The 24,651-nt window shown below is 67.2% G+C and carries 22 protein-coding genes and 8 pseudogenes; 12 read left to right on the top strand and 18 right to left on the bottom strand.

Annotation, left to right across the window (positions count from 1 at the left end):
• Nucleotides 1-25: 25 nt before the first annotated feature.
• From ACWDUZ_RS27940 to ACWDUZ_RS27930, 3 genes are read right to left on the bottom strand one after another with little or no spacing between them, the layout of a single operon-like run.
• On the bottom strand, nucleotides 26-427 hold the full coding sequence (locus ACWDUZ_RS27940) for a DUF6009 family protein (RefSeq protein ID WP_189907681.1): 402 nt from the start codon (nucleotides 425-427) through the stop codon (nucleotides 26-28).
• Nucleotides 424-1,971: a DNA primase family protein gene (locus ACWDUZ_RS27935; RefSeq protein ID WP_451634560.1), complete on the bottom strand. Its 1,548-nt coding sequence runs from the start codon at nucleotides 1,969-1,971 to the stop codon at nucleotides 424-426. The genes ACWDUZ_RS27940 and ACWDUZ_RS27935 overlap by 4 nt, the downstream gene beginning before the upstream one ends.
• Nucleotides 1,968-3,008 (bottom strand): bifunctional DNA primase/polymerase, encoded by a 1,041-nt coding sequence (locus ACWDUZ_RS27930; RefSeq protein WP_451634559.1) that lies wholly within the window; start codon nucleotides 3,006-3,008, stop codon nucleotides 1,968-1,970. The genes ACWDUZ_RS27935 and ACWDUZ_RS27930 overlap by 4 nt, the downstream gene beginning before the upstream one ends.
• Before the next feature lie 591 nt (nucleotides 3,009-3,599).
• Here ACWDUZ_RS27930 and ACWDUZ_RS27925 point away from each other — a divergent pair.
• The 4 genes and pseudogenes from ACWDUZ_RS27925 to ACWDUZ_RS27910 all read left to right on the top strand — a co-directional run.
• Nucleotides 3,600-3,983, top strand: a complete 384-nt coding sequence (locus ACWDUZ_RS27925; protein ID WP_451634558.1) for a DUF2071 domain-containing protein — start codon at nucleotides 3,600-3,602, stop codon at nucleotides 3,981-3,983.
• Nucleotides 3,980-4,039: a hypothetical protein gene (locus ACWDUZ_RS27920; RefSeq protein ID WP_451634612.1), complete on the top strand. Its 60-nt coding sequence runs from the start codon at nucleotides 3,980-3,982 to the stop codon at nucleotides 4,037-4,039. Before ACWDUZ_RS27925 ends, ACWDUZ_RS27920 begins: the two co-directional genes overlap by 4 nt.
• Nucleotides 4,039-4,221: a DUF2071 domain-containing protein gene (locus ACWDUZ_RS27915; protein WP_451634557.1), complete on the top strand. Its 183-nt coding sequence runs from the start codon at nucleotides 4,039-4,041 to the stop codon at nucleotides 4,219-4,221. Before ACWDUZ_RS27920 ends, ACWDUZ_RS27915 begins: the two co-directional genes overlap by 1 nt.
• Before the next feature lie 322 nt (nucleotides 4,222-4,543).
• Nucleotides 4,544-5,011: pseudogene (locus ACWDUZ_RS27910) on the top strand (IS110 family transposase); the annotation flags it as partial.
• A 504-nt stretch (nucleotides 5,012-5,515) separates the two neighbouring features.
• Here the strand turns inward: ACWDUZ_RS27910 and ACWDUZ_RS27905 are convergent.
• Entirely contained in the window at nucleotides 5,516-5,728 is a 213-nt protein-coding gene (locus ACWDUZ_RS27905; protein WP_451634556.1) for a hypothetical protein, read from the bottom strand.
• Between the two features lie 366 nt (nucleotides 5,729-6,094).
• Complete coding sequence (locus ACWDUZ_RS27900; protein WP_451634555.1) at nucleotides 6,095-6,358, bottom strand: helix-turn-helix domain-containing protein; 264 nt, start codon at nucleotides 6,356-6,358, stop codon at nucleotides 6,095-6,097.
• A gap of 109 nt (nucleotides 6,359-6,467) precedes the next feature.
• On the opposite strand from ACWDUZ_RS27900, the gene ACWDUZ_RS27895 reads away from it, so the two are divergent.
• From ACWDUZ_RS27895 to ACWDUZ_RS27885, 3 genes are all read left to right on the top strand, one after another.
• On the top strand, nucleotides 6,468-6,731 hold the full coding sequence (locus ACWDUZ_RS27895) for a hypothetical protein (protein WP_451634554.1): 264 nt from the start codon (nucleotides 6,468-6,470) through the stop codon (nucleotides 6,729-6,731).
• 608 nt (nucleotides 6,732-7,339) lie between these two features.
• Nucleotides 7,340-8,425 carry an AAA family ATPase gene (locus ACWDUZ_RS27890; RefSeq protein WP_451634553.1) on the top strand — a complete coding sequence of 362 codons (1,086 nt, stop codon included), beginning with the start codon at nucleotides 7,340-7,342 and terminating at the stop codon, nucleotides 8,423-8,425.
• On the top strand, nucleotides 8,422-9,807 hold the full coding sequence (locus ACWDUZ_RS27885) for a hypothetical protein (RefSeq protein ID WP_451634552.1): 1,386 nt from the start codon (nucleotides 8,422-8,424) through the stop codon (nucleotides 9,805-9,807). The genes ACWDUZ_RS27890 and ACWDUZ_RS27885 overlap by 4 nt, the downstream gene beginning before the upstream one ends.
• 209 nt (nucleotides 9,808-10,016) lie before the next feature.
• On the opposite strand, the pseudogene ACWDUZ_RS27880 reads toward ACWDUZ_RS27885, so the two are convergent.
• Nucleotides 10,017-10,103: pseudogene (locus tag ACWDUZ_RS27880) on the bottom strand (oxidoreductase); the annotation flags it as partial.
• Nucleotides 10,104-10,114: 11 nt separating this feature from the next.
• On the opposite strand from ACWDUZ_RS27880, the pseudogene ACWDUZ_RS27875 reads away from it, so the two are divergent.
• Nucleotides 10,115-10,808 (top strand): annotated as a pseudogene (locus tag ACWDUZ_RS27875) (LysR substrate-binding domain-containing protein); the annotation flags it as partial.
• Nucleotides 10,809-10,927: 119 nt separating this feature from the next.
• Here the strand turns inward: ACWDUZ_RS27875 and ACWDUZ_RS27870 are convergent.
• Nucleotides 10,928-11,262: pseudogene (locus ACWDUZ_RS27870) on the bottom strand (Tn3 family transposase); the annotation flags it as partial.
• A gap of 102 nt (nucleotides 11,263-11,364) precedes the next feature.
• Between ACWDUZ_RS27870 and ACWDUZ_RS27865 the strand changes: the two are divergent.
• Both ACWDUZ_RS27865 and ACWDUZ_RS27860 read left to right on the top strand, forming a co-directional pair.
• Nucleotides 11,365-11,982 (top strand): sigma-70 family RNA polymerase sigma factor, encoded by a 618-nt coding sequence (locus ACWDUZ_RS27865; protein WP_451634551.1) that lies wholly within the window; start codon nucleotides 11,365-11,367, stop codon nucleotides 11,980-11,982.
• A 1,054-nt stretch (nucleotides 11,983-13,036) separates the two neighbouring features.
• The gene (locus tag ACWDUZ_RS27860) at nucleotides 13,037-15,850 is read left to right on the top strand and encodes a BTAD domain-containing putative transcriptional regulator (RefSeq protein WP_451634550.1); all 2,814 of its coding nucleotides are present in this window, start codon (nucleotides 13,037-13,039) and stop codon (nucleotides 15,848-15,850) included.
• A gap of 292 nt (nucleotides 15,851-16,142) precedes the next feature.
• On the opposite strand, the gene ACWDUZ_RS27855 is transcribed toward ACWDUZ_RS27860, so the two are convergent.
• Nucleotides 16,143-16,613: a cupin domain-containing protein gene (locus tag ACWDUZ_RS27855; protein WP_451634549.1), complete on the bottom strand. Its 471-nt coding sequence runs from the start codon at nucleotides 16,611-16,613 to the stop codon at nucleotides 16,143-16,145.
• Between the two features lie 581 nt (nucleotides 16,614-17,194).
• Here ACWDUZ_RS27855 and ACWDUZ_RS27850 point away from each other — a divergent pair.
• Nucleotides 17,195-17,959 (top strand): SDR family NAD(P)-dependent oxidoreductase, encoded by a 765-nt coding sequence (locus ACWDUZ_RS27850; protein ID WP_451634548.1) that lies wholly within the window; start codon nucleotides 17,195-17,197, stop codon nucleotides 17,957-17,959.
• 50 nt (nucleotides 17,960-18,009) lie between these two features.
• On the opposite strand, the gene ACWDUZ_RS27845 is transcribed toward ACWDUZ_RS27850, so the two are convergent.
• The 4 genes and pseudogenes from ACWDUZ_RS27845 to ACWDUZ_RS27830 all read right to left on the bottom strand — a co-directional run bounded on the left by ACWDUZ_RS27845 (nucleotide 18,010) and on the right by ACWDUZ_RS27830 (nucleotide 20,377).
• Nucleotides 18,010-18,618, bottom strand: coding sequence for a TetR/AcrR family transcriptional regulator (locus tag ACWDUZ_RS27845; RefSeq protein WP_451634547.1), 609 nt, complete (start codon nucleotides 18,616-18,618; stop codon nucleotides 18,010-18,012).
• Between the two features lie 152 nt (nucleotides 18,619-18,770).
• A complete protein-coding gene (locus ACWDUZ_RS27840) occupies nucleotides 18,771-19,484 on the bottom strand; it encodes a VOC family protein (protein ID WP_451634611.1) in 714 nt (237 codons plus the stop codon).
• A gap of 414 nt (nucleotides 19,485-19,898) precedes the next feature.
• Nucleotides 19,899-19,958, bottom strand: a pseudogene (locus ACWDUZ_RS27835) (excalibur calcium-binding domain-containing protein); the annotation flags it as partial.
• Between the two features lie 200 nt (nucleotides 19,959-20,158).
• On the bottom strand, nucleotides 20,159-20,377 hold the full coding sequence (locus tag ACWDUZ_RS27830) for a LexA family protein (RefSeq protein ID WP_356345874.1): 219 nt from the start codon (nucleotides 20,375-20,377) through the stop codon (nucleotides 20,159-20,161).
• A 2-nt stretch (nucleotides 20,378-20,379) separates the two neighbouring features.
• Between ACWDUZ_RS27830 and ACWDUZ_RS27825 the strand changes: the two are divergent.
• Nucleotides 20,380-20,806 (top strand): annotated as a pseudogene (locus ACWDUZ_RS27825) (IS5 family transposase); the annotation flags it as partial.
• Between the two features lie 233 nt (nucleotides 20,807-21,039).
• Here ACWDUZ_RS27825 and ACWDUZ_RS27820 read toward each other — a convergent pair.
• The 6 genes and pseudogenes from ACWDUZ_RS27820 to ACWDUZ_RS27795 form a co-directional block, all read right to left on the bottom strand.
• Nucleotides 21,040-21,984, bottom strand: coding sequence for a C45 family autoproteolytic acyltransferase/hydolase (locus tag ACWDUZ_RS27820; protein ID WP_451634546.1), 945 nt, complete (start codon nucleotides 21,982-21,984; stop codon nucleotides 21,040-21,042).
• Nucleotides 21,985-22,213: 229 nt separating this feature from the next.
• Nucleotides 22,214-22,426: an integrase core domain-containing protein gene (locus tag ACWDUZ_RS27815; protein WP_451634610.1), complete on the bottom strand. Its 213-nt coding sequence runs from the start codon at nucleotides 22,424-22,426 to the stop codon at nucleotides 22,214-22,216.
• A 25-nt stretch (nucleotides 22,427-22,451) separates the two neighbouring features.
• Nucleotides 22,452-23,522 (bottom strand): IS110 family transposase, encoded by a 1,071-nt coding sequence (locus ACWDUZ_RS27810; RefSeq protein WP_451634545.1) that lies wholly within the window; start codon nucleotides 23,520-23,522, stop codon nucleotides 22,452-22,454.
• A 198-nt stretch (nucleotides 23,523-23,720) separates the two neighbouring features.
• Nucleotides 23,721-24,110, bottom strand: coding sequence for a DDE-type integrase/transposase/recombinase (locus tag ACWDUZ_RS27805; protein WP_451634609.1), 390 nt, complete (start codon nucleotides 24,108-24,110; stop codon nucleotides 23,721-23,723).
• Nucleotides 24,111-24,181: 71 nt separating this feature from the next.
• A pseudogene (locus ACWDUZ_RS27800) lies at nucleotides 24,182-24,463 on the bottom strand (IS3 family transposase); the annotation flags it as partial.
• Nucleotides 24,463-24,651: pseudogene (locus ACWDUZ_RS27795) on the bottom strand (IS3-like element ISTesp3 family transposase); the annotation flags it as partial. The pseudogenes ACWDUZ_RS27800 and ACWDUZ_RS27795, both read right to left, overlap by 1 nt.

Genomic DNA, 24,651 nt, shown 5'->3' with positions numbered 1-24,651 from the left:
ATCTTGTCGGCAGGCGCCCGAAACCTCACAGAGGCAGTGTTATGCCGAGTTGTTGCATGGCGGTCGACGGCGGGCCACCCTCGGAGCGCTCGGTCTTGTAACCCTTCACACGGGGCGCGAGGGTGCGCGGGTCGACGGCTTCCGCGGGGGCACTCTTCGCGTACAGGCCGCCCGGCTGACTATCCCTGTCGTGAGGCAGCAGCCAGAAGACTCGACGGCGGAAGGTGCCGGAAGCCCGGGAGGCCTTGGCGGTGGAGCCGAGGAGGGCATAACCGACCATACGACCGTCTCGGTGGTAGGCGGGCCTTCCCTTACGGGTGGGCAGCCGGTCCAGACTCTGACGGACGTAGTCGAGCTGTTCGATGTCCTCCAACCACACAAGCTCCGTTTCGTGGCTGATCTCGTCCTCGGTGATCAGGGAGCTCATCGGCCGGCTTCCCCCTCGTAGTCGGTGAGCAGTCCGATGCCCGGATAGTGCTTGCGCTGATTGGACAGGATCATCTCCTTGGGCGAGGCCAGTCCTACGAGTTCCCGGGTGCGCGCGGCAAACGCCCGTGAGGACATGACCGGTGCCCCTTCATTCTGGCACCAGGCCTTGTAAGCGGAGTAGAGCGCCGTCTGCTCGGCTCGCAGCTCCTGGCCGAGCATGCAGCACTCCTCGTAGAAGCGCCCTGTGTGGTCCTCGGTCTCGGCGTAGGCGGTGGTGGCGATCCGGACCCGCTCGGGACCGGTGAGATCGCGGTCACCGGAAAGGTAGCGACGTGCGCCAGCGATGAGCCAGCCCAGGATGCCGGGGCCTTCCTCGGTCACCAGGATGTCCGCCAGGTTGTCGATCTTGCGGTGGTCGGGGACCACCCGCTCGAACGGGATCAGCCGCATACGCCGCCAGAACGCGAAGCCTCCAGTCCCGACTTCGGGCCTGTGGTTGCCGAGCAGCCAGAGCTTGTGGGTGGGCTCGAAGCTGAAGAAGTCCTGCCGCATACGGCGAGCCTTGATCCGGTCCCCTCCGGTGAGCAGCTTCACGCGGGCCTCGTCGAACTTGTCACCCGGTTTGACCTCGGAGCAGACGATGACGCGCCGACCGTGAAGCTCGGCCAGGTCCGTGGGATGGCCCTCATAGGGACGGGCCATCAGGAAGCCCGGCGGCGCCGCATCGGCGTAGTCGCCCAGAAGTTTCATCAGCACGTCAAGCAGGACGGACTTGCCGTTTTTGCCGGAGCCGAACAGGAAGGGCAGGACCTGACCGCCGACATCGCCGGTGATGGAGTAGCCCAACAGCAGCTGCAGGTAGGAGATCATCTCCCGGTCCTCGGCCTCACTGCCGAAGGCGTCGGTCAGGAAACGCTCCCATCGAGGGGTGGGCATGAGCTGCGGAGGAACGGTCGTGGAACGCGAGTGGAAGTCCTTGTTGGGATCAGGGGTCTTCATCAGGCCGGTGCGAAGGTCGACGACTCCATCGGGAGTGCACAGCGCGTAGGGATCGGCGTCCAGGAGCGCGGCGTTCAAGACCATGCCCGGAGCCGATTTGGCCTGGGTGAGCATGGCGTTGATACCCGTCGTCGACAGAGCGCGGCGGCGGTGCTGCTGCAGAGCCACGGTGGTGAACACACCGCGCGGATCGTGGGTGGCGATCGCCTCGGCGAGGTCACCGGCTGCCCACAGCACGGTGTCGTCCTCGTCGATCTGCCAGCGGGTGGTGTCCCACCGGTACCAGCCGATTCCGGGGACGTGCCGGTAGTCGTTGGCGTAGAGCTTGACGAACAACTTGGCGTTGCCGCGGTCGGTGAGAGTGTCGGGAAGCAGTCCGGCGGCGGTCGCTTGTCCGGCGGGGACACGGGAGGCGTCCGCCTGTGCCGGCAGCGGCACGGTGGCCGACGTGGCGGTGGGACGCGCCTGGGCGCGGATCTGCGCGGCAACCGACTCCGGGTCGAAGTCGAAGAGGGTCTCGGTCTCGTTGCGGGGTGAAGTCACGGGCACCCCTCCTGCGGGTGGAGGGGACGCTTGCGGCCCGCTGTCAGGCCACTGCGGATGATCTGCGCGGCGCGGCGTTCCTGACCAGGGCGGGCGGCAGCCGCTGCCTGGGTCAGGGCCTGCAGGGCCTCTTCCTCGGTGAGGCGGTTGGCGGCGACAAGGCCTCCAAGGGTGTAGGCAGCGCGGTTCAGGGCGTCGGAGAACCCGGCACCCTCCGTCACCTTCCCGCAGGCCTCGACCGGGGTCAGCACGGACGAGAGCATGCGCTGGGTACGGTCGCGACCGCCGCCCGCGGCCAGAACGGCCTGCAGGGCTCGCGGAGGGACTGGGCGCGGCGCGGGAATGGTGGCGGGCAGGTGACCGGTGCGCTCCAGCTCCTGAGCGAGCCAGGCGGGCAGAGCAGCCGGCTCACGGACCGTGCCGACGGGAGTGTACGTGCCGGCGTGGGTCGTCGTGCCCGGAGCGATGATGTAGCCGCCGTGCGCGCGCACATCTACCTGCCAGGCCAGCGCGGTTCCCTGGCTCGAGCCGGAGGAGCAGCGCCAGCGCCGGTTGTCCGTGGTCCGGTACCAGACGTGCAGGCCGCCCGAAGGCGTACGGACCCGCAAAGTGGTGTGATCGTCGGCGGGGCTGGGCCGACCCCGCAGAGCGGCCAGTACGGCAAGGGTGTGGAAGCCGTTGGCAAGCCCGGTGAGGTCGATGTGGTCGGCGATGGGGATGCCGGGCAGGATGCGATCCCTGCTGGGGGGCTGGGTGGGGTGGGCGTCGATGTCGATGACGACCAGACCGGCGGAGCCACAAGCGATGCCGACGCCGAACTCTGGGTGGGCACCCCACCACTGGGAGATACGGCGTTGGTCGAGAGTGGCGGCGTGGAACCCGTGGCACCAGCGTCCTGCGGGAAGGCAGGGACATTCGGCGGGAGCGTGCCGAGCGGCCCGGCAGTGCGTGCAGTTCGCCGCCGGGGTCTTGCGGCCCGCCGCGAGAGGGTGCACGGGCCAGCCGCGGCGTGCGCACCATCTGGCGGTGGCGAGCATGGGTGAGGCTGAAGACTCCGAGGCAGGATGCTGTGAGTCGCCAGGGGAGAAATGCAGCTCAGCAGGCATCGCACCCCCTATCAGCGACCGAAGCGACTCAATGACAGACACAGCGTAGCGAATGAGCCCCGTGAGGTCGGGAACACATGCCGACAAGCCAGTGGCCGCGCCGGTGGCGAGAGCCTCAGCGACTGAAGAGGACGGGCAGCGACTCAGCGCCCTTCAGTCGCTGCCCCGGCGGTATCAGAAAACCGCAGGTCAGCCAGTACCCAGAATCCAGAACAGCGACTGAAGCGACTGAAGGCTCCTATATATACACACGCGCGCACGCGCGAATGTCTTCATATACTCCAATCTTGAGTCGCTTCAGTCGCTGCTAGCCTGACAACACCACTCTGACCTGCGGTTTTGTTCTGCGTAGAGAAGCGACCAAAGGCTCGCTCAGTAGCTGAGTCTTCAGTCGCTGTGCCAGCAGTCCCCTCCCTGCGCAGCGACTGAGCGACTGAACCCAGCGACCGAGCGACTGCCCCGAAGGGCCGAGCCACTGCCCGAAGAGGCCGAACGACCGGGCATCCCGCGCCATGGTGCCGGATGCCCGTGGTGCTGGTGCTTCCTCCCCCATCGGGTCGCTGCAGTCGCTTCTTCTCCTCAGGTCCGGGAGAGCTCAGACGTACTGGTGCGATGCCGTTGCCGCAGGAGGATCCTGAGCCGATAACGGCCGATCCTCCGCATACGGAGGATCGCCCCCTGTTCACCCAGTCCTGGTTCGATCTGACTTTTCTCCACTGGGCCGTCGAGCCCGGCGTGGTCGCGCCGCTGCTGCCCGCCGGTACACGACCGGACACGTTGAACGGCGTGACGTACGTCCAACTCGTCGCGTTCCGGAGGCATCAGGTGAGAGGTTCCGCCTCCCCGGCATCCCGTACCTCGGTTCCTTTCCCGAGACCAACGTCTGCCTGTACTCGGCCGACATGAAGGGCCGGCGTGGCGTGGTCTTCCGTTCCCTGGACGCCTCCCGCCGCCGCCTGTAATGGTCGGCCGCACTGGATTCGGCCTGCCCTATGCCTGGTCGAAGATGGAAGTCCACCGGGAGAGCGACAACGTCAGCTACACCAGCCAACAGCGTCGGCCGGGCCTCCGTGGTGCCCTCAGCAGGCTCGTGGTACGGGCCGACGAGCTAATTGAGAACCTTCGGAGCTGGAGCACTTGCTGACGACCTGCTGGGGCGTGCACAGCACGTTCTTCGGACGCTCTCTGTACTTGCCGAACACCCCCGTCATCTTCTTCGCGGTCCTGCAGGAGGGCCGCTGGCCTCCGGACCCGGCATGGCTGTTCCCCCTGTCGAAGGCATGACCTGGGGGGTGGTGTCACCGGGCCCGAGGGTGCCGCTGGAGACGCTGATGAGAGGCCCGACTACCGCCCGGCCTGGCACAATGCCCGGCCGCTTGCGGGCCGCAGGTCTGCATAACGTGGATGCGCGCGCACGGCACCATCGCCCTGGCCAGCACCGCACGAACCTCGCTTCGGAGGACGGGTTGTACGACATCGACGACGTGGGCGTCTTCCTCGGCCTGGACGTCGGCAAGAGCGCCCATCACGGGCACGGGCTCACCCCGGCCGGCAAGAAGGTCTTCGACAAGCAGCTGCCCAACAACGAGCCGAAGCTGCGGGCCGTGTTCGACAAACTCGCGGCCAAGTTCGGCACCGTGCTGGTCATCGTGGACCAGCACGCCTCGATCGGAGCCCTCCCGCTCACAGTCGCCCGGGACGCGGGCTGCAAGGTCGCCTACCTGCCGGGCCTGGCCATGCGGCGGATCGCCGATCTGTATCCGGGCGAGGCGAAAACCGACGCCAAGGACGCCGCGGTGATCGCGGACGCCGCTCGGACGATGCCCCCCACCCTGCGCTCGCTTCAGCTGACCGACGAGATCACCGCCGAGCTGACCGTGTTGGTGGGCTTCGATCAGGACCTCGCGGCCGAGGCCACCCGCACCTCCAACCGGAAGTAGCTTACTTGTCCGAAAATCTCTCCGGCCGTGCCGTATCCGGGCGTGACGTCTGCGCGCCCTGCGGTTCCTGCCGGTCGACGGTAGCCAGTGGCGAAGTCAGGTCGTGTGCCGTACGCGAGACAGGTCATGAAGCCCGCGTGGTCGCGGGTAGTACCTGACTTTGTGGGCCGGGACGATCGGCAGAGCGGTCCGGAGCCGCACGAGCAGGCCGTGGTCGGGAAAGCACGGCCGCGGCGGATGAGGTCGGTCTCCGTCCGGCTCGCCTGGCCGCAGCCTGCAACCTGCTGTCCGACCCGGGCCGCTCGATCACTTCAATCGCGAAGCTGCTGGACGTCGCCCCGGCGCTCCCTACAACGACGCTCCGGACGTGCGTGACTATGGTGTCGGTGCCGTTCCTTGTCAGCTCGAAGCGCCCGCGCGGCAAGCGGACCTGAGCAAGATCAATCTCACCGGCACTTTCTGTGCCTCGACTACTCACACCCGTTGGCGCCCGTGGGTTCAGGGAAACCGAAGCCTGTTCAACGGGAACTTGCGGGTCGGTCCGTTTGCATCAGCTGGGCGAATCCGGGGGTTCGGCGAGAACCATGGAATGGCTGCATGGCGGCGGGCTTCGGCCGTGACCTCGGCATCGACCTGGTGCGCGGTTCTGTCGCCGCATTTGAGGATGTCGTACTGGTCGTCGAGTTCAGCAAGGCGTTCGGTCAGGGACACTGGTGTCCGTGCCGCTGCTGAATTTGGTGCCGGACGGCGGCGAGCGTCTCCCGCACGTCTGTTTTTTCGTCAGCCGGCCGTCGTCTGTCTTCACGCCGAGGTGGGCCTGGCACCAGCACACATGGCAGTAGTCCCACTTCAACGGCTGGACGCGACGGTAACCGGCGTATTCCGCCCCGCCGTGTCCTCGGTCGAACCTGTAGCAGGTGTGGCAGAGCCGTCCACGGGAGTCGCCCCAGGCCAGGCAGCTCGAGCAGGAGCTGGTCGGGCTGACGTAGTCCTTCGGGAAGCGTGTCACCAGCTCACTTTGGCGGCAGCGGCCGGTCGTCCCGGCGCTCGATGAGCTTCGGTGTGGAGGTCCCCGAATCAACAGCGGCCCGGATCGTCTCCTCCTGGCCGGGGCGGTGCACCTTCTCCGGCCCGCGAAATGAGGAGGTCGCCGATCTCGCAACCGAGGGCGAGGCAGATGACGCCCAGGTCATCCAGCTTGAGGGAGACCGGCTGGCCGGACCACAGCCCGGGCATCTTCCCTGCCGAGATGACCAGGCCGTGCTCGGCCAGCCTCTGCTGGAGTGCGGAGGCTTTTCGGGCCCCCTTGTTCGCGGCGGGCAGCCGCAGGTTCCACTTCATCGCAGAAGTCCTTCCAGCCACTTCGCGGCCCGCTGCTGCCCGGCTGCCCAGGCGTCCTCGACGCGGGGCTGCCGGACATGGACGTATCGCATGGTCTGGTGATCCAGGAATGTCCGAAAACTTCCTGGATCACGATCAGATCGAGTCCACCGAGGTAGAGCTCGGACGCGCAGAAGGGCCGCGGGACGTGCGGCGTGAGCTTGTCGCCCCCGCCCGGCGGGTGTGCCGTGCAGCCTTGAGGCTGCTGCGCAAAGCATCGTCGCCGACCCGGCTCGAGGAGCCGTTGGAGCACTTGCACGCCTCGCTGACTTCCAGCCCGACCTGGAACCAAGGGATGTGGGATACCGGGCCGGCGGCCGGAATGAACCGCTGACGGCGTTCTCCGTGCTGTGAGCGAACGCTACGACGCGCCCCGCGCCCGCTACGAGGATCCAGCAGCCATCCGGCCGGGTGGCTGCCTGCCGTGGCGCAGATGTACGACGAGACCGCCATCACCCGGACTCGTGGACGGTGAAGTGGCCTTCGCGGAAGAACGTTGGCCAGCCCGTCCGAGACGGCGACGCTATGTCGAGGGCGCTTCCGGACCCCTGCCCGCTCGAACGAATGACTCTGATGCGAGCAGATGGTTCACGGAGGGTCCGAATGCCATGAACACATCATTCCCAAGGAAGAGTAAAATACGCGTTTGACCTGCGGCTTCACACAATCACATACGTTACTCACCTACTCACTCACTCATAATCGGCCTCGAACCTACAGGCCTCAACGCCTGTCTCGTCGGTCCGGAGGTGCGGACGGTCGCCGAGAAGTCGCGCTATTCAAGTCAAGGACACGCTGGTCCGACCCTTTGTGCGTGACACCTTCAGTCATCGGTGTGTACTGTCTTGGCTGCTCTGGCGTTGCGAGTGACGTAGCTTCAGTTACTCAGCCCCGACACTGCCGTTGCTAGCGTCGCGTTACCCTCTTCTGGGTGGAGGTTTCATGGAATTTGTTGCAATTGACGGGCTCTCAAGCCGTCTCAACGTGATCAGGTCGTTCTCGGACATGTCCGACCCCGATGAGCTCAACGCGCTGGTCCGTCAGCTGCGTCCTCGCCTGAGGAACGTCATCGGGACCACGATCGGTAAAGGCGGGGAAGGTAAGACGACGGTCACGGCGAACCTTGCCTACGTGCTTGCTCAGGCAGAGAAGGAGAGGGCCGATCAGGGGCTCCCCGCGAAGCCTGTGCTTCACATCGAGCTCGACAGCAACGGGAACGGTCGGCTTAACTTCGGGGTCCGAGGCCTCCCCTTCGACGACAACGGGCTCTCGTTCGTTGACGCGCTGACAGACGATAAAGAGTTCCAGGTAGTCAAAGGCGTACGTCCGTACCTCGACATGGTGATGTCCGGGAGCCACAACGCCGACATCCCCACTGCCGTAACCAAGCTGCATGACAAACATGGCGTCGCTTCGTACCTGCTGCTGGCCATTCTGCTGGCTCAGATCTCACACAAGTACCGCTGGATCCTGCTGGACTTCTCCCCGGGCGACAAGATGATCCAGCGACTCGGTCTTGCTGCCTGCACCCATCTCCTCGCCCCGATGAAGGGGTCGGACAACGCGGTGATCGAGGGTCTGGGAACCCTCGCTTCCCTGGTACGGCAGATCAGACGACTCAACTCCGAAGTGTCCATCGCCTCCCTCGTCTTCCTCGGATACCAGCGACGCAACGACGAGCCCACCAGCCAGTTGATCAACCTGCGTGAGAAGATCGGCTTGTTGCTGGATCAGGCAGGTATCACTCGTGAGGTACTCGTTGACGCCTACATCCGAGACGGGGAGACCACAGCCAACCTGGCGCGAAACCACGGCATGCCGGCGGGTGAGTTCGCACAAGCCGCTGCAGGTCTGCTCGTCGACGCCGAGACGGGCGAACCTGTGGAGCGGCCCAGGGACGAGAACGGCCGCCTGGTAGATCCTCAGCGCGCAGTCGACATCGCAACCGACTACACCCACGTCGCCAAGCAGGTCATTCAGCGCATTCGGCACCGTAACCAAGAACTTCAGGAAGCTGACGCCGCATGACAAACCGCACGCCGAAGTCCAAGGCTCCCGCCCCCGCGAAGAAGACAGCCAAGAAGGCCCCTGCCGCCAAGCGCTATCTGATGCCTCAGGTCGATCTTGGTGGTCTGGGGGGAGCCGACACCGACGACGACCTTCCTCCGCTGGACCTGGGGCGCTTCGATCAGGAGGAGAAGCCCAGGGAGCCCGCCGTGCAGCAGGAAGCGGACCAGCCCCGTCAGGAGACGGCGACTTCACCCGCAGTGCGGTCGGTTGATGCACACACGCGGCCCGTGGAGGCGCACCCCGTCCCCGCAGACGCGCCTTCGACCGTCCAGCCGGTCGCAGCCGCGCCGGCGCGAACGCAAGAGACCGGCACCACATGGCCCTCCAGCGAATCCGTTAGGCCGGCCGCCTCCGCTTCGAGCGTTGAGGGGACGGCCCCGCCCCGCTCTTCCGTGCCCTCTCCTGCACCGGCCCCGGATGTCGTGACCGAAGCAGTCGCGCAGCCCGCTCCTGTGGCCTTTGCGCCTACGGATGGCCACGGGAAAGCTGAAGTCGGGGCCGAGCGTCCCCCCGGCCGGCCGCAGACGACGTCCGTCGGCCCGTCCGAGCCGGTCCGGTCCGAGTCCAAAGAAGCTGCCGGCCCGGCCGCCCCGGCGACACGCGATTCCGATGCGACCGCTCCGGCCGTGTGGAATGCCGCAGCGAACCGCTCGACCACGCCATGGCGGCCGGCCTCGGCCCATCCTGCCGTGCCCGCGCGCCGCCCACGGCGGATCCCAAGCCGACCGTTCACGTCTCAGGAGTCACACCAGCGGCGCGACGGCCGGCTGCGTGAACTCGTGGACAGGGCCCCCCGCTATGCCGCCCTGCTGCAGTCGTACGCGGTGGCCCAGTCGGGCAAGGAGTCCTACCAGAGCCGTAACGTTCAGCTCTACGGGCTGACCGCGCAGGAACTGGCCGATCGGATCACCATCGACAAGGCCGTCGTCACGGCGGGGAACCTGCCGACGCCGCGCTTCACCCCAGCCCACTACATCGACGCGACCCTCGAGCACGCGCTGAGTGGACTTGACCCGCAGGGCACGGACATCCAGCGCATGGAAGCCGAGCGTGATGTGGTCTGGGAACTCGCTCAGGACGGCTTGGCCTACCGTGACTACATCTCCGCCGATCCGGAGATCGCGGCGTTGAAGAAGTCCCGCTCGCAATGCCCGCTGCGTACGAGGGTCAACCAGCGTTACAGCCGTATGATGGACATCCTGCGGACGATGCCCGACCTGAAGGCGCAACCGTTCGAGATCGCCAGCGCCTGTGTCGCCAAGTACCTGGAAGGACTGCAGGCCGAGCAGGCGGCGTTCGAGGAGTTCTGGACCAGCAACCTGGAGGCCACCTACGAATGAGCCGGGCGGCCTGGCTCTTTCGGACGTGCCGGAACGCGGCGTCGTGCCTTCGCGGACGACGCCGCGGAGGTGAGGCAGAGAACACGGAAGGAATGCGGTCGAGGTTCTGCCTGCAGTCATGAACGGGCGCTCGTCGCGAGGCGGTGCCAGACGCCGTCCCGCTGCCAGCGCCGGAAGAGGCCGTAGACCGTCTCCCACGGGCCCTACCGCTGCGTGGCGCCGTAGCCGAAGCGGGTGACGGTCAGATCGTCCAGGATCCAGGTGCCGTCGCGCAGTGATGCGGAGGGTGTGTTCATGGTGTCGCTCATGCCAACGCAACCGCCGCGGTGTCTCCCTGACCGGTACCGGAGAGATGCTGTTGCACGAAGGCCGCGCAGCCCTCGACGCGACCACCGCTGCCGCTCGTCGTCCCCGTCGCACCGGTTGTGCCGGCAGTCCGGGCGGCCCCGCAACCGCCCGGTGCTGGCGGTGAGGGCCGGCGGGTCTCACGAGTTGCTCTACAAGCTCCTCGACGCCTACGCGGCCGAGATCGTGGTGCTACCGAGCTGCACGTGTGAGCAGGAAGGGATGCTGCGCGACGGCCGCGCTGATGTGGCGCTCATGCACGCGTTGTTCAACTCCCTCGCCGGGTTCGACAGCGAGGAACTGTTGACCGAGGGGCAGATCGCATCTTGCCCGCCTCGCACCCCCTCGCCGCATAGAGGACTCTGTCCCTGGCCGAGGTCAGCGACATCCCCGATCTTCCGCTCGCCCGCTGGCCCCGCAACGGCACGCACCCCCCGGCCAGGGCCCTGAGATCCATGACCAGACGCAGCTGGCCCAGCTGATCGCCCTCGGACGCACCGTGGCCGTCTTCGCTGACTCAGCTCGCGCCTGGCTATGGGCCGAGCGCACTGCTGTGCCCCTGACCGACGCACCCCGTCGTCACCCACATCGCCTGGCCCGCGCACAGCCGCTCCCTCGCTCTCGTTGGGCTGATCCGCACGGCCACACGGCTATGACCCGCCCTCGCCTCTCATCGCCGCGACACACCGCCTGACCGCCGACCTCCACCCCCACCGCCGTGACCTCGTTACTGTTGTCGGCCTTCGCGCGGCAGAGAGGGCGTGGCGTCCCTCGGTCAGTGGCGCAGGCCACCGGGCAGGTCGGGGAGCTTGGACGAGCACCGGCCGTGCACGTTGATGTGCTGCCGCACGAACGGGCAGAGGTGGGCGACCTCCTCGTCGCGGACGTCGAATCCGTCCGTCGGCAGCCGGTCCGGACTTGGCGATCCGCCTGTAGCGAGCGATCGTGCCGCCGGGCGGGGTCGGACGTCCGACCCGCGACAGCATCTCGGATCACGTCGTACGAGGCACGGCGCCGGCGTGGAGGGAGCCGCTGATCCGCGGGATGTCCTCCCACCGCCGCTCGATCCGGGCGAGGCCAACCCTGGCCGCGGGCGGCCACCTGGAATGCCTCAGTCGTCAATCGGTCGTCAACGTGACATCGAGCGTCGCTCGTCAGACTCTTCCCGCTTATCGGGGTCGTTGAACTTGGCCTCGAGGACAGGCCTCCTGCGTGAGGCCGGAGATCGAGGGGGATACGGACGTGAGCTGGAATGTAATGGGTTCCTCGGGTGCGGTAAATGCCCGTGAGCGTGCGCTGCGAGCGCTTTACGACGAACAGGTGAGTGCCCTGTACGCCTATGTGATACGGCTGTTGGGAGGTGATCTGTACAAGGCTGAGGACGTGGTCCAGGAGACGCTGCTGCGCTGCTGGCGCACGCAGGACTTGGACGAGGGGCAGCCCCTGCGCGCGTGGCTGTTCAAGGTGGCCCGCAACATCGTCGTCGACGAGTATCGGCTGCGCATGACTCGACCTCAGGAAGTCGGAGTCAACGCATGGTCGGACGATGTACTGACGAAGGAGGCCGAAGTGGACTCGTTGCTTTCAGCGATGCTCCTCAAGGAGGCTTTCCAACAGTTGTCGCCCAAGCACCGGGAGGTCCTGTACGAGACCTACTACACTGGCAGGTCGATGCGTGAGGCGGGGTTGGTGCTCGGTATCCCGTCGGGCACCGTCAAGTCGCGCGTGCACCATGCCGTACGGGCCCTGCGCATGGCCATGGGGCTGGCGGAACGCGCCGAAAACCAGTCTGACGAGAAGCCGGCGTGGTGGTACACGGCTGCGGCGTGACGCAGGGTCGTTGCCGGAGCCGGAGGAACCAGTGGTGCGCAGGACGTCCGCATGACTGATCTGGGTGTGCTTCCGACGGCGGGTGACAATCTTCTGGAGATACCAACGCGGGCAGCGGTGAGCGGCTGTTTAGGCTGCGTGCCGTCGCTGTGGATCCTGAGCATGATCCGGGTTTCCGGGGCGCCGGCGGTTCGTGGTCCGAGTACCGTGGCACGCTCGCGGAGCGCCGGGCTTACCCCGAAGGCGCTGTCGGCGCTCCGTACCATCGCTTCTCTACTGAGGAGGAGCAGGACGACAATGGTCTCCTTGAGGAGGACAGCGCGTGCTGCTCGACGCGGGCCGGGCGCCCGTCGACCGCGTGACACGGACCGACGCGCCGGGCAACACTACGTCCCTCGCGTTGAGTTCCGCTGCGTCCAGAGCCGCAGCGCCGGTTTTCGGAGAGTTGCGGGGTATTACCGGCACGGTCACTCGCGTCCGGGCGAGTGACGAGTTCGACGCGGTCGGGGAAGCGGCCGACAACCTGCTCGGGGCTGTTCGAGGCACGGTGACGTCACGCCCCGCACCGGTGGGGGCACAGCCGCCGGCCTGCGCACGAGGCCCCGTCACAGGACGAGTGGACAAGGGCCGCGGCCGGCTGCCGAGTCCGGACGAGGTCCAAGTGAACCGTTGTGCCGCACGCCCCGTTCACACGGTGAGATCTCATCCCCCGATGATCTCTCAGTCGGAGGTGCCCGGCAGTCGTCTCCCCGTGCTGCCGGGCGCCTCCGTGCGCGTGTGAGCTGTGCCGAGCGCTTTTCCGGTTGCTTTCGGGACAAGCAGGGCATCAGCATCGGCTCGGGTGAGACGGTACACGAGAGCCCTGTCCTCCGATTGGCGAAGTACGGGGCCGGACGTGGGTTGTGCAAGGCTCGGGCGAGTGCTGGGCAGGTCGACCTTGAACCGCTCCGGGATCCCCCGACAGAGTCGGGCTAGGGTTCCAGAGGTGAGCGAAGTTTACGAAAGCTCCTTGTGTTTCGCTGTGCTGGGTTCGGTTCGGGCCTGGCGTGGGGGTATGGAACTGGATCTTGGTTCTCCGCAGCAGCGGGTGGTGCTGGCGGCGCTGTTGTTGCGCCGCGGCCGTCTGGTCACGGTCGGCGAGTTGGTCGATGCCGTATGGGGCGAGGCACCGCCGCCGGCTGCCGTTTCTGTGTTGCGCACGTATGTGTCGCGGCTGCGCAAGGTGCTGAAGCCGGAGCGGGGTGCGGGCCGGTCCCCGAGTGTGATCGTCTCGGTTGCGGACGGATACGTGGCACAGGTCGCGGATGACGCATTGGATCTGGGATTGTTCGAGCAGCGGGTTGCGGAGGCGAGGCAGCGCCACGTTGCCGGTGAGACGTCTGCCGCCGCGGAAATTCTGCGGGCTGCGCTCGATGGCTGGGAGGGGACTCCGCTGGCCGGACTTCCGGGTCCGCTGGCGGAGGTCGAGCGGGCCCGGCTCAGCGAGAAGTGGTTGAGCGCGTTGGAGTGGCGGTTGGATATCGATATTCGGCTCGGGCGCCACGGCGAGGTGATCGGTGAACTGACCGCGCTGACTGGTGAGTATCCGTTGCGGGAGCGGCTGTGTCTGCTGTTGATGCTGGCTCTGTCGCGGTCCGGGCGGCGGGCCGAGGCACTGGCGTTCTATCGCAGGACTCGGCGGGTTCTGGTCGACGAACTCGGCATTGAACCGGGAGCGGATCTCCAGCAGTTGCACGACCACATACTGGCCGGCGATGCGTTGCTGGATCTTTCTGCGTCGTCGGAGGATTCCCAACAGTGGCCGGACCTGGCTCTGCCACCTTCAGGGCACGTGATACGTCCCGCTCAGCTGCCCGCCAGACTGCCCGCGTTCACTGGCAGGGAAGCCGAGCTGAAACAGGTGCGTGCCCTGGTGTCCCAGTCCGGCAGCAGCCCCGACGCGGTGGCGATCTCCGTGATCGCCGGTATGGCGGGCACCGGAAAGACCGCATTGGCGGTGCACTGGGCTCACGAGGTCGCCGATCGCTTTCCCGACGGGCAGCTCTTCATCAATCTGCGGGGGTTCGATCCGGCCGGTTCTGCCATGCCGCCCGGGGAAGCGATCCGTATCTTCCTCGACGCGCTGGGTGTACCCGCGCAACAGATGCCCGCGCAGCTCGATGCCCGGGCAGCGCTGTACCGCAGCCTGCTCGCGCACCGACGGGTGCTGATCCTGCTCGACAACGCCCGCGACGCCGATCAGGTCCGCCCGCTGCTGCCCGGCTCTGCGGGCTGCCTGGTTCTTGTCACCAGCCGAAACCAGCTCACGGGGCTCATCGTCGGCCAGGGGGCACAGTCGCTGACCCTGCGCGAACTGATGCCGTTCGAGGCGCATGAGTTCCTCGTCCGCCGTCTGGGTGCCGAGCGCCTGGCCGCGCAGTCGCGCGCCGTCGACGACATCATCGCGCGCTGCGGCCGCCTGCCGCTGGCACTGGCCATCGTCGCCGCCCGGGCAGTGACCCGTCCCGACTTCCCCCTCAACGCCATCGCCGAGGAACTGAGCGACAGCCGCGACAGCCTTGACGCTTTCGACAGCGGCGAGCTCGGCACGGACGTACGGGCGGTCTTCTCCTGGTCCTACGAGGCCCTGTCCGCGCCGGCGGCGCGGCTGTTCCGCCTCCTGGGTCTGTACCCCGGCCCCGACGGCTTCTCCGCGCCCGCGGCGGCAGCTCTGGCCGGGTTGCCCCTGCGCGAGACCCACGGTCTGCTGGGCGAACTCACCCACGCTCATCTGCTCGACGAGCCCAGGCCCGGCCGCTATGCGCTGCATGACCTGCTGCGCATCTACGCCGCCGAACAGGTTCTCTCCGAGGAGCCGCCGGGTGAGCGGGACCGGGCTCTGGCACGGCTGCTGTCCTGGTTCCTGCACACCGCGGATGCCACCTGCCCGTTTCTCACCCCGGGCCGCAAGAGGGTCCCTCTCGAACCGCTGCCTCCGGATTGTCGTCCCCTGGAGTTCACGGGCTACGACCAGGCCCTGGAGTGGTGTGAGACCGAACGGGCCAACCTCGTCTCCGCGGTCCACCGGGCCGCCGCGTCCGGCCACCCGGGTATCGCATGGCGACTGCCCGCGGCACTGTGGGGGTTCTTCTACCTCCGCAGTCACTTGTACGACTGGCTCCACACGGCCGAGACGGGAGTCACAGCCGCCCGCAGCATCAACGACCGGCAAGGCCTGGCCCGTCTGATCCAGGAACGGGCCAACGTCCTGGGTGAGCTGGGCAGGTACGACGAAGCCGTCGCCGACTACCAGCAGGTCCTGATCCTCTACCGCGAACTCGGGGACGCTGTCGGCACCTCGCAGACAGTGGGCAACCTGGGCAATGTCCATCTGCAATCCGGACGGCTCGACAAGGCGATCGAGTGGCTTCGCCGGGCGCTGGCGATGGACCGCCATCTCGGTCGTACCTGGGGGGTGGGCATCGCTCTGGCCAACCTGGGTGACGCATACCAGCGACTCGGGCGGTTCGACGAGGCCACCAGCTGCCTGGAGGAGGCGCTGAGCGTGCTTCGCATCAGTGACAATCGCTGGGTCGAAGGCGTGACGCTCGACATCCTGGGGAAGGTCGCACACCGGCTTCACGCCCTCGACGACGCGATGGAGCACTACCAACAGGCCCTGGCGGTGCACCGGGACATCGGCAACCGGTGGGGAGAAGGCCACACCCTGGCCCACCTCGGCGATGCGTACTTGGATGCCGGTGAACGGGAGGCGGCCCGCACCAACTGGCGAAGAGCACTGATCATCTTCGAGGAGTTCGACCATCAGGACGCCGAGGAGATCAGGGAGCGGCTCCGCCGCTTCGACACACAGCCGCGATCCTCCTGAACCGCCCCGGTTCGGGTGGAGCCGGGGCTGCGGAAATCTTGGCCCAGTCGCGCCATACGGCGAGGGAGAGGCGGGAGGAGTCGTTGCCGGTAGGGCGGTGTGGCACCTATGCGTTGCCGGCCGCTGCCACTATCAGTGGCGGCGGCACACGATCGGCGGGCGGTCGGGGTAAGAGAACACGAGCCGGCAAGCGGCCCACTGCACGCATCCACACCCCTTGAACAGTGAAGACGTCAAAGTGGGGACATGTATTTCATCCGAGTGCCGGGACGCTCACGGCGCTCCTGACCCCTCAGTCGAAGGTGAATCCGTACTTCTGGGCGACGTTGCCCATGGCTTCGACGTCAGCGAAGTCCACGGGAGGCGCCAATTGACCACGAATGCCAGGTTTTCCTATCTCCCGGAACATCTGCTCCATCCCGGCGGGTGTGAACAGGGCGATCATCTTGGCGGGCTCGGTGTCGCTGAGGTTTCGGTATTTGTGGCTCGTTCCCCTGGGGATGTACACGACCCCGCCTTGCGACACCTCGTACTCGTCATGACCCGCCGTCACCTGAAGGTTCCCCTCCACAAGGATGAAGCATTCGTCTTCATTGAGGTGAGTGTGCGGCGGCGGTCCCGCTTCCGCCGGGACGAGCACCTCGACCATGCCGAGTTTCCCGGACGTCTCCTCGGACGAAAGGAGCACCGAATAAGTGTCTCCAACAAGGAAGATGCCCTCGCCGCTCTCCAGCGACATGTGCTTGGGCACGCCGAATGACATGAACTCGATCCCTTCTGAAGGTGCTGCCGGTCCCGACCGGACCTGTCTCACCACTACGACGCGGCACTGCCCACAATGGTTCAAAGCCAGAAGCGCGTCGGCGGATCGGGCAGCCCGCACGGCGCCGCCAGCTCCTGACGCGTAGCCAGCGGTGCGTGTCCGAAGAAATCACCGCGGCCTGGACTCCTGCCGAACGCACCCAGTTTGCCCAGTTCCTGATCCGCTACAGCACGGACAGCGTCGCCTGGGCCGCCCGCCGGCACTCCTGACCAATTGAGAGGGCCGCCCGTATTCCAGTGACTTCTCTGACGCCCACTGGGAACTCCTGGAACCACGCATACAGCATGGCGGGCGCGACGAAGAGAGAGAGGGCTGGACACCGGCCGCGAGCGGCGTTGCCCCATCGCCACCGCCTGCCTGCAATGGGCAAGGACTGAGCCGGCATGATTTCTGGACTTGCAGGTCCATTTTTCCTGCCGCACAGTGGCACTGCCCTGGTCCGCCAGGGCCCCGACGGTCGCGGTGGCACCCGCGGTCCGGCCACTCGGGTCCACACGAAACGACCTGCTGAGGGAGTGACCATGCCGAATCGGCTGGCAGGCAAGACCGCCCTGGTGACCGGGGCGACCAGCAACATCGGGCGGGCGATTGCGGAGGAGATCGCGGCCGAGGGGGCGCATGTCGTCGTCTCGGGCCGCAACCCCGAGCGCGGCGCGGAGGTGGTCGACGGGATCCGCGCACGCGGCGGTCGTGCCGACTTCGTCCGCGCCGACCTGGACGGCAGCGCGGCCGCCTCGCGGGCACTCGCCGAGGAGGCGGGCCGGGTCCTCGGCGGCCGGATCGACGTCCTCGTCAACAACGCCGGCATCTACCCCGCCGACAGCACGGTGGAGACCGACGAGAAGACCTTCGACGAGGTCTACGCGGTCAATGTGAAGGCGCCCTTCTTCCTCACCGCAGCCGTCGCTCCGGCCATGGCGGAGGCCGGCGGCGGGGCGATCGTCAATCTGGGGTCGTGGATCGCGCGGCTGGGCATTCCGATCGGTGCCCTCTACAGCTCCACCAAGGGCGCCGTCGAGACCCTCACCCGAGCCTGGGGGGCCGAGTTCGGGCCGCAGGGCGTCCGGGTAAACGCCATCTCTCCAGGCGTCGTGCTGCCGTCCGTCCCCGGCGAGGTCCACCCTGCCGAGACCATGATGAAAGGCACCCCCGCGGGCCGTATGGGCACGCCCGACGCCATCGCCAAGGCGGCTGTGTACCTGGCCGCCGACGAGTCCTCCTTCGTCCACGGCATCGTGCTCGACGTCGACGGCGGCCGAACCACCGCCGCCGTGATTGCCGCCTGATGCCCGGTGCCGACCGTCGGCGCCTGCCCCGCCGAGGCCGGGACAGGGGGTCAGTCCCTGGCGCGTCCGGTCCGGCGCAGGTCGGCGATCCCCTGGTCGAGCGCGGCGCGCAGGTGGGCCGACCGGCCCGTGGACAGCAGGATCGACACACCGCCCTGGATCGCGGCCAGCAGGGCCGCGGCCCTCGCGTCGACGTCGACGTCCGAGGGCAGCCGGCCGGCGGCCTGCAGTGCCCGGATACCCGCCGCCAGGCTCTCCTGCCAGCGCCGCATCAGCTCGATTACGATCGCCCGCGCGCCGGGGGTGGAACGCCCGATCTGAAAGAACAGCGACCCGAGCGGGCAATGGTCGCCCTGCGCCTCGTAACGCTCGACGACCACGTCCCGCCACCGCTCCCAGGCCTCCCAGGAGTCCAGGCGGCCGAGATGGGGCTGCTGGTCCTCGATCACCTGATCGGCCTCGAACCGGGCGACCGCCAGCAGCAGTTCGTCCTTGCCAGCCGGGAAGTAGTGGAACAGTTGGCTCTTGCTGGTGCGGGTGCGCGCCATGATGTCGTCCAGCGTCGCCCCGGTGACACCGCGCTCCCGCAGGACCTCGGCGGCTCCCTCGACAATCCGGCCGCGCGTGGCCCTGCCCTTGGCCGTCAGCTTCCCGGTCATGCCGACCTCCACAGAATGGACTGGCCGGTCCACTGTAATCGGCCGGCCTCGTCATCCCACGTAAAGGGCATCAAACGTTCTACTCACTGTCGTGCTGGCCGCAGTTGCTCTGGCCGCGACCGCTGCTCCGGTCCACGCGGACGCCACCGTCGTCACCGGCGCGTGAGCACACGGAACTCGTTGCCGTCGGGGTCGGCCAGCAACACCGCGCCGTTTTCACCGTTGGCGGAGTCGACACGCTTTGCCCCGAGGGAGAGTAGGCGCTCGACCTCCGGTTGCTGATCGTCGTCCGGCACGAGGGTGAAATGCAGGTCCTTGCCGGGGTCGGGCATGAGTGGCGGACCACCCCACGTGATCTTCGTACCGCCGTTCGGTGACTGGATGGCGGTCTCCTCGTCCTGATCCCAGACCAGCGACCAGCCCAGCGCCTTGCTCCAGAAGTAGCCCACGGCCTGCGAACCATCGCAGGCGAGCGCTCCGATGAGGCCGCAGCCGGCGAGGAACTTGTTGCCCGGCTCGATGACACAGAACTCGTTGCCCTCAGGGTCGGCGAGCACCACATGGGACGCGTCCGGCCCCTGGCCGACGTCGCAGTGTTGCGCGCCGAGGCCGAGCGCCCTGGCTATCATCTCCTGCTGGTGCTCCAGGGAGGAGCTGGCAAGGCCGAAGTGCAGCCGGTTTTGGCCGGTCTTCCTCACTTGGGAGGAACGGAAGCTGAGGCGGTAGCCGGCGTCATTTCCGGACAGCAGAGCGACGCCGTCGTCACCATCGTCGGTTCTCTCCAGGCCCAGAACGCCCGCCCAGAAATGCGACAGGCGCTCAGGCTGGTGTGCGTCGAAGGAGATTGCGGAGAGTCGGCTGCTCATTGTTTCGTCACGCATCCTGGGTCCATTGAGTGCCCGCTGTCGGCAGAGCGCCATGCCAGTGCCTCGAACGAGGACCCTATGGGCGGGCCGGCCACAGTCGCAGCCGAGTATTCCGCAGCCGCAGAACCGGAGCCCCATCCTTCGGGGGTTTGGGCTGCGATTGAGCCGCGGAGACGGCATGGGCCCGGGCTGAACGTTCGACGAGCCGTTCCGAACAGACGGACGATGCCGTGCACCGAAGGGCGATCGATGTGGGGGTGAGATGCCATGGAGGGCCCGGTGCTGCCGAGGGGGAGTGCCGGGCCCTCAGGGTTGATCAGCAGTGGTGATGCCACCCGTACGGCGCGAACGGTGCGCTTCCCGTCGACGCTGGCTTTCATACCCGCGCGCATTAACGGGGCGGTCGCGGATTGGCTATTCGCAGGCCACGCCATCGCCATCGCGGTCGAGTCGGCGGCTGTATCCGGGATCGCCTGCGCGAAGGGGTGTGACGCCGGCGGCGCGGGCTGCGGAGCAGTTGGCGTAGTAGGCCGGGTGATGAAGGCGCGCCGGGCAAGCCGCCGTACTCGCCGACCCAGCGGCAAAACTATGCGCGACCTCCTCACGGTGCCATCAGCCATGCTGCACCGCCCTTCCACCGGAGACGAGCAGCAGGTGGTAGTGGCCGGCGCCGGTCACGCGAGCCGGATTCCTCGTGACCGCCCCGGCTCGCGGACGATCGCGCGCTTCGCCTCCAGCTCGCCCAGCTGGTAGTGCACAGAGGCCCGGCTGCGCATGCCGACAGCCGCGCCGATCTGCTGCATCGTCGGCGCCTCGCCATGGTCGGCGATGTGCTGGCGGATGCAGCGCAGGATGCGCTCCTGGGTGTCGGTGAGGTAGTCGACGCGGTGCATACCCCGGCTCCGTGCACCACCTGATCGTCGACCGCCACGGAACCCCCCTCGCCGTGACGCTCACCGGCGGCAACCGACACGACGTCAGCCAGCTCCTGCCTCTGCTCGACGCGGTCCCGCCGATTCGGGGAGCCCGGGGACGCCCCCGCCGCAAGCCCCGACGTCTGTATGCGGACCGGGGCTACGACTTCGACAAGTACCGCCGCCTGCTGTGGAAGCGGGGCATCAAGCCGTTGATCGCCCGACGCGGCATCGCCCACGGTTCCGGACTGGGCAAGGTGCGCTGGGTCGTCGAGCGCGCCTTCGCCTGGCTACACCAGTTCAAACGGCTCCGCACCCGCTACGAGCGACGCGCCGATCTCCATCAAGGGCCTGCTCGAACTGGCCTGCAGCCTCATATGCCTCCGCCGTCTGCGGACCTCATCCTGAAACGATGAGCAATTGTCAAGACCTGTGAATTGGTGACCACGTGGTGTGGCGAGAGACGCCTTGTCGGGGTGTATCGGGCGGGGCGCTCGTCCGACCGGTGGAGCGGTGCCGAGCCCCTGCCGGTTCATCGTGCGGCCGTGGCGGGGCGGGTCGCGGGAGGGCCTGTCGGCGGCGGGTGAGATCACGTTCTTGCAAGATCTTCGTGCAGGGGTGAGCGGGGGTCCGGAAGCCTCTCAGCTGGCCCGGCCCAAGGTCACGGTGCGGGATCCGGGTGTGAAGTCGCCGAAGGACTGTTGCCAGGACTCACCGGGCCAGTAGTACGTCACACGGCCCTCGACGGGCCGGTAGCGGGCTGTGTAGAGCGTTCTCGACCCCTGCTCGTCGACGGATCGATACAGCGGCGGCTTCAGCATCGCCGCCACGTCCGCACCCGCGGCGCGAATGGCGCGCAGCCGCTCCTGCGTCCGCAAGGCCCGCTCCTGCTCGTCGGTCACCGGCAGGTGCTGGTGATTGGCGGCGCAGGCATCCGGCGCCACCATCGGTGACATATCCGGCCTCACGAACATCGTCACCGCCTTCACGGGATCGACAAGGGTGAGGTTCTGTGGGACGGCGACCGGCAGGGACCGCAGCCTGCCGACTGCCTCATCGACGGTGTCGCACGTCTCCAGCAGGTAGCGCACCACGATGAGAATGGCAAAGCCACGTCCGTAGACGGAACGTCCGCCCCAGGTGAGCGAGACCGCGAGACCGGCGTCGTTCATCCCGTCCAGCAAGCCCCACAGCACGTCCTGCATCCCGATCACGGGGCGCAGGAAGCAGGAGGAGACGATGGTCCCCTCACACTGATCGGGCGGCAAGTCATAGTTGCGCAGCAGAGTGCTGTTCTGGCCGATCTGGGTGCAGGCCGGGGAGAACGGCCGCAGTGCCGCGTGGGTGAGGAAGACTTCCGCCTCGGGTCGGTCGAGTTGGCCGGCCAGGCGGTCCAGAACCGGGACCAGTTCCGGCATGTGTGCACGGAACAGCGCCCGAACACGATCCGCGCCCTCCGGAGTCCGGCCCTCCTCGGTCAGCAGGCCCTCCATCTCCTGCCACAGGGCCCGGGCGTAGGCGGCCCACCGCCCGTCGCCGCCGTCGCCGACCTCGATCGCCTGGAAGGTCTTGTGCTTTTGCCGCACGGCTGCCGCTCCCCTGCGAGAATCGGACGAGGTGAGCACAACCTAGCCAATTGGGCAGGTATTCACCAGGTGGCCGCCATCGGCGACGGCCAGGCGCTGGATCTGATGAAGCCGCTGAACGCGAGCGTGGCCGATTCCAGTAGGCGGGTGACGTGTGATCAGGCTGCGACGGTCTCGTCGCGCTCGACCAGGAAGCCGTTCTTGAACCGCCCCGGGTTCGGTAGAGATCTCAGTTAGTGGTTGTGATCTGGGGTTTCGTGGCTGTCAGGTAGTAGCTGGTCTCGTATTCGACGGGCGGGATGTGCCCGATCTCACCGTGCAGGCGTCGGTGGCAGTACCAGTCGACCCACTCGGCGGTGGCGAGTTCGACTTGGGAGAGGGTGTTCCAGGGCCGTCCCGGTTTGATCAACTCGGTCTTGAACAGGCCGATCGTGGATTCCAGCAGGGCGTTGACGCTCCTATAGTTGTCAACTCCCCGCAGAGACCGTCCTCGGGGCAGGCCGGATGAGGTGGTAAACCTCGCGGATCACGTAGCGTTTGAGGCATCGGATGATCTCGCGTTTCGTCTTGCCCTCTGCGGTTCGGCGAGCGACGTAGTCGATCGTGGGCTGGTGGAATCGCATGCGGACGATGACGGTGCGGTAGATCGCGGCGTTGAGTTGGCGATGGCCGCCGTGGTTGATGCGGTGCCTGCCGCTGGTAATTCCGGAGCCGGTGGGCACGGGGGCGAGACCCGCGAGTTTGGCGAGTGCGGCTTCGGACTTGATGCGCTCGGGGTTGTCGCCGACCACGACGAGGATTTCCGCGGCGGTGTCCACGCCGATGCCGAACGGCTCGAGTAACTGCGGGGCGACTCGGTGCACCAGGTCATCGATCATCTTCGTCAGCTCTTTGGCCTCGGCTTCGAGGTACTGCCACCGCTTGGCCAGCGTGCGCAGGGCGTGACGGAGTGCGTCCTCAGGGCCCTCCAGCTGTCGAGGACGCAGGCCCGCCAGGTGCCGGGCCACAGCGATCTGCGTTTTGTCGGCGGTCTCGTGGCGCAGGCCATCGGGGGCGTGGACAAGCATTGCCTTCATGGTGACCATCGCGGCCGCGCGCTGTTCGACGGCCTGGTCGTGGGCGATCTTTAGCCGGCGGATCATCTCGGCCTCGCCGTCCGCCGTCTTGGGAGTGGCGGTGGCGAAGCCGGCGAGAACTGCGCGGGCGGCGTTCTCGGCGTCCAGGGTGTCGGACTTTCCGTTCATCCGCCGCAGCCGTCGGTCCGGCCGGCCGGCCTCGACCACCTTGTGACCAGCCCTGCGCAGGAACGAGGCCAGGGTGGCGCCGTAGGATCCGGTGCCCTCGACCCCGAATGCCAGCACCTTGCCGAACGCGGTTGCCCAGTCCAGGAGTTGCTGGAACCCGCCGGTGTCCGTGGGGATCGTCAATGTCGCCAGGATTCCGCCGATGGTGTCCATGACTGCTGCAACGTGCACGTGCTTGTGTGTGTCGACGCCGATCACGACGTGCCCGGACCTGTGCTGCTCGTTGGTGTTCATTGCGTTCCTTCCGACCTGTAGCGTGAGGTGCACGCTGTCCCCGGTCGGACGGACAGGACTGTCACGGGGACGCTTTTGACGAGGTGGCTCCAGGCTCTTATCAGGTCACGTCCGGCCGGCGGCAGCGTTTGCTGCGTGCCCGGCCGGACGGTCGACAGATCAACGCCAGGACACCCTCAGGGTCGGTCGTAGCAAGAGTCAGACCGTCACGGCCGGGGCCACCGAATCCTTGCGGGATCCGGCGCCAAGAGACTGACAGTCATACGAGTCCGCGACCGAGCCGACGGACGCGGCGGCCCCGATCTCGGCGAGCCGGTCGATGTAGCGAATTGACACATATTGCGACCCTCTGTCGGAGTGGAACACCGAGCCGTCCAGGCCGCCGCGGGTTGAGGCCGCCATCTGTAGTGCGTCGGCGACCAGGCCGGTGCGCATGTGGTCGGCGATGGACCAGCCGACGACCTTGCGGCTGAAGCAGTCCAGCACGGTCGCGAGATAGAGGAAGTCCCCGCCGGCGAGCGGGAGATACGTGATGTCGCCCATGTATTTCCGCCCCGGCTCGGTGGCGGTGAAGTCCCGCTGGAACAGGTCCGGAACCTGTGAGGCTGCCGGGCCCGGGACGGTGGTGCGGACGCGTCTGCGCAGCGGATGCCGGTGATGGAGAAGGCCCGCATCACCCGGGCGATGCGCTTCTCGTTGACCCGCAGCCCCTTCTCCCGGAGCTCGGCGGTCACCCGTGGGGAGCCGTAGGCGCCGCCGGACTCGCCGTGGACCTCGCGGATCTGCTCGGCCAGGAGCTGGTCCTCGCGCACTCGTGCCGCCCTCGCCTGTCTTCCGGCGAGCCACTTGTAGTAGCTGGACCGGTTGAGCTCGAGAACCTGGCAGAGCCGCTTCACCTCGTAGGTGTCCCGGTGATCGTCAACGAACTGGAAGCGACTCATCACCAGTTCGTCTCCCCGGCGAAATACTTGGCCGCCTTGCGGAGTATGTCCCGCTCGGTAGCCAGCTTCCGCTCACTCGCCTCCAGCTCGGCCACACGGGCTTCAAGCTGCCGGATCCGCTCGTCCGGATCGGCGGACGGCGCCGTCTCCCCGGTCCGGGCCGACATTTTCCCGGCCGACGAGGCAGT

It is taken from the genome of Streptomyces sp. NPDC003393 (assembly GCF_053589015.1).
The sequence above is the reverse complement of the archived record's forward strand: the minus strand, read 5'-3'. Positions and strand labels throughout refer to the sequence as shown.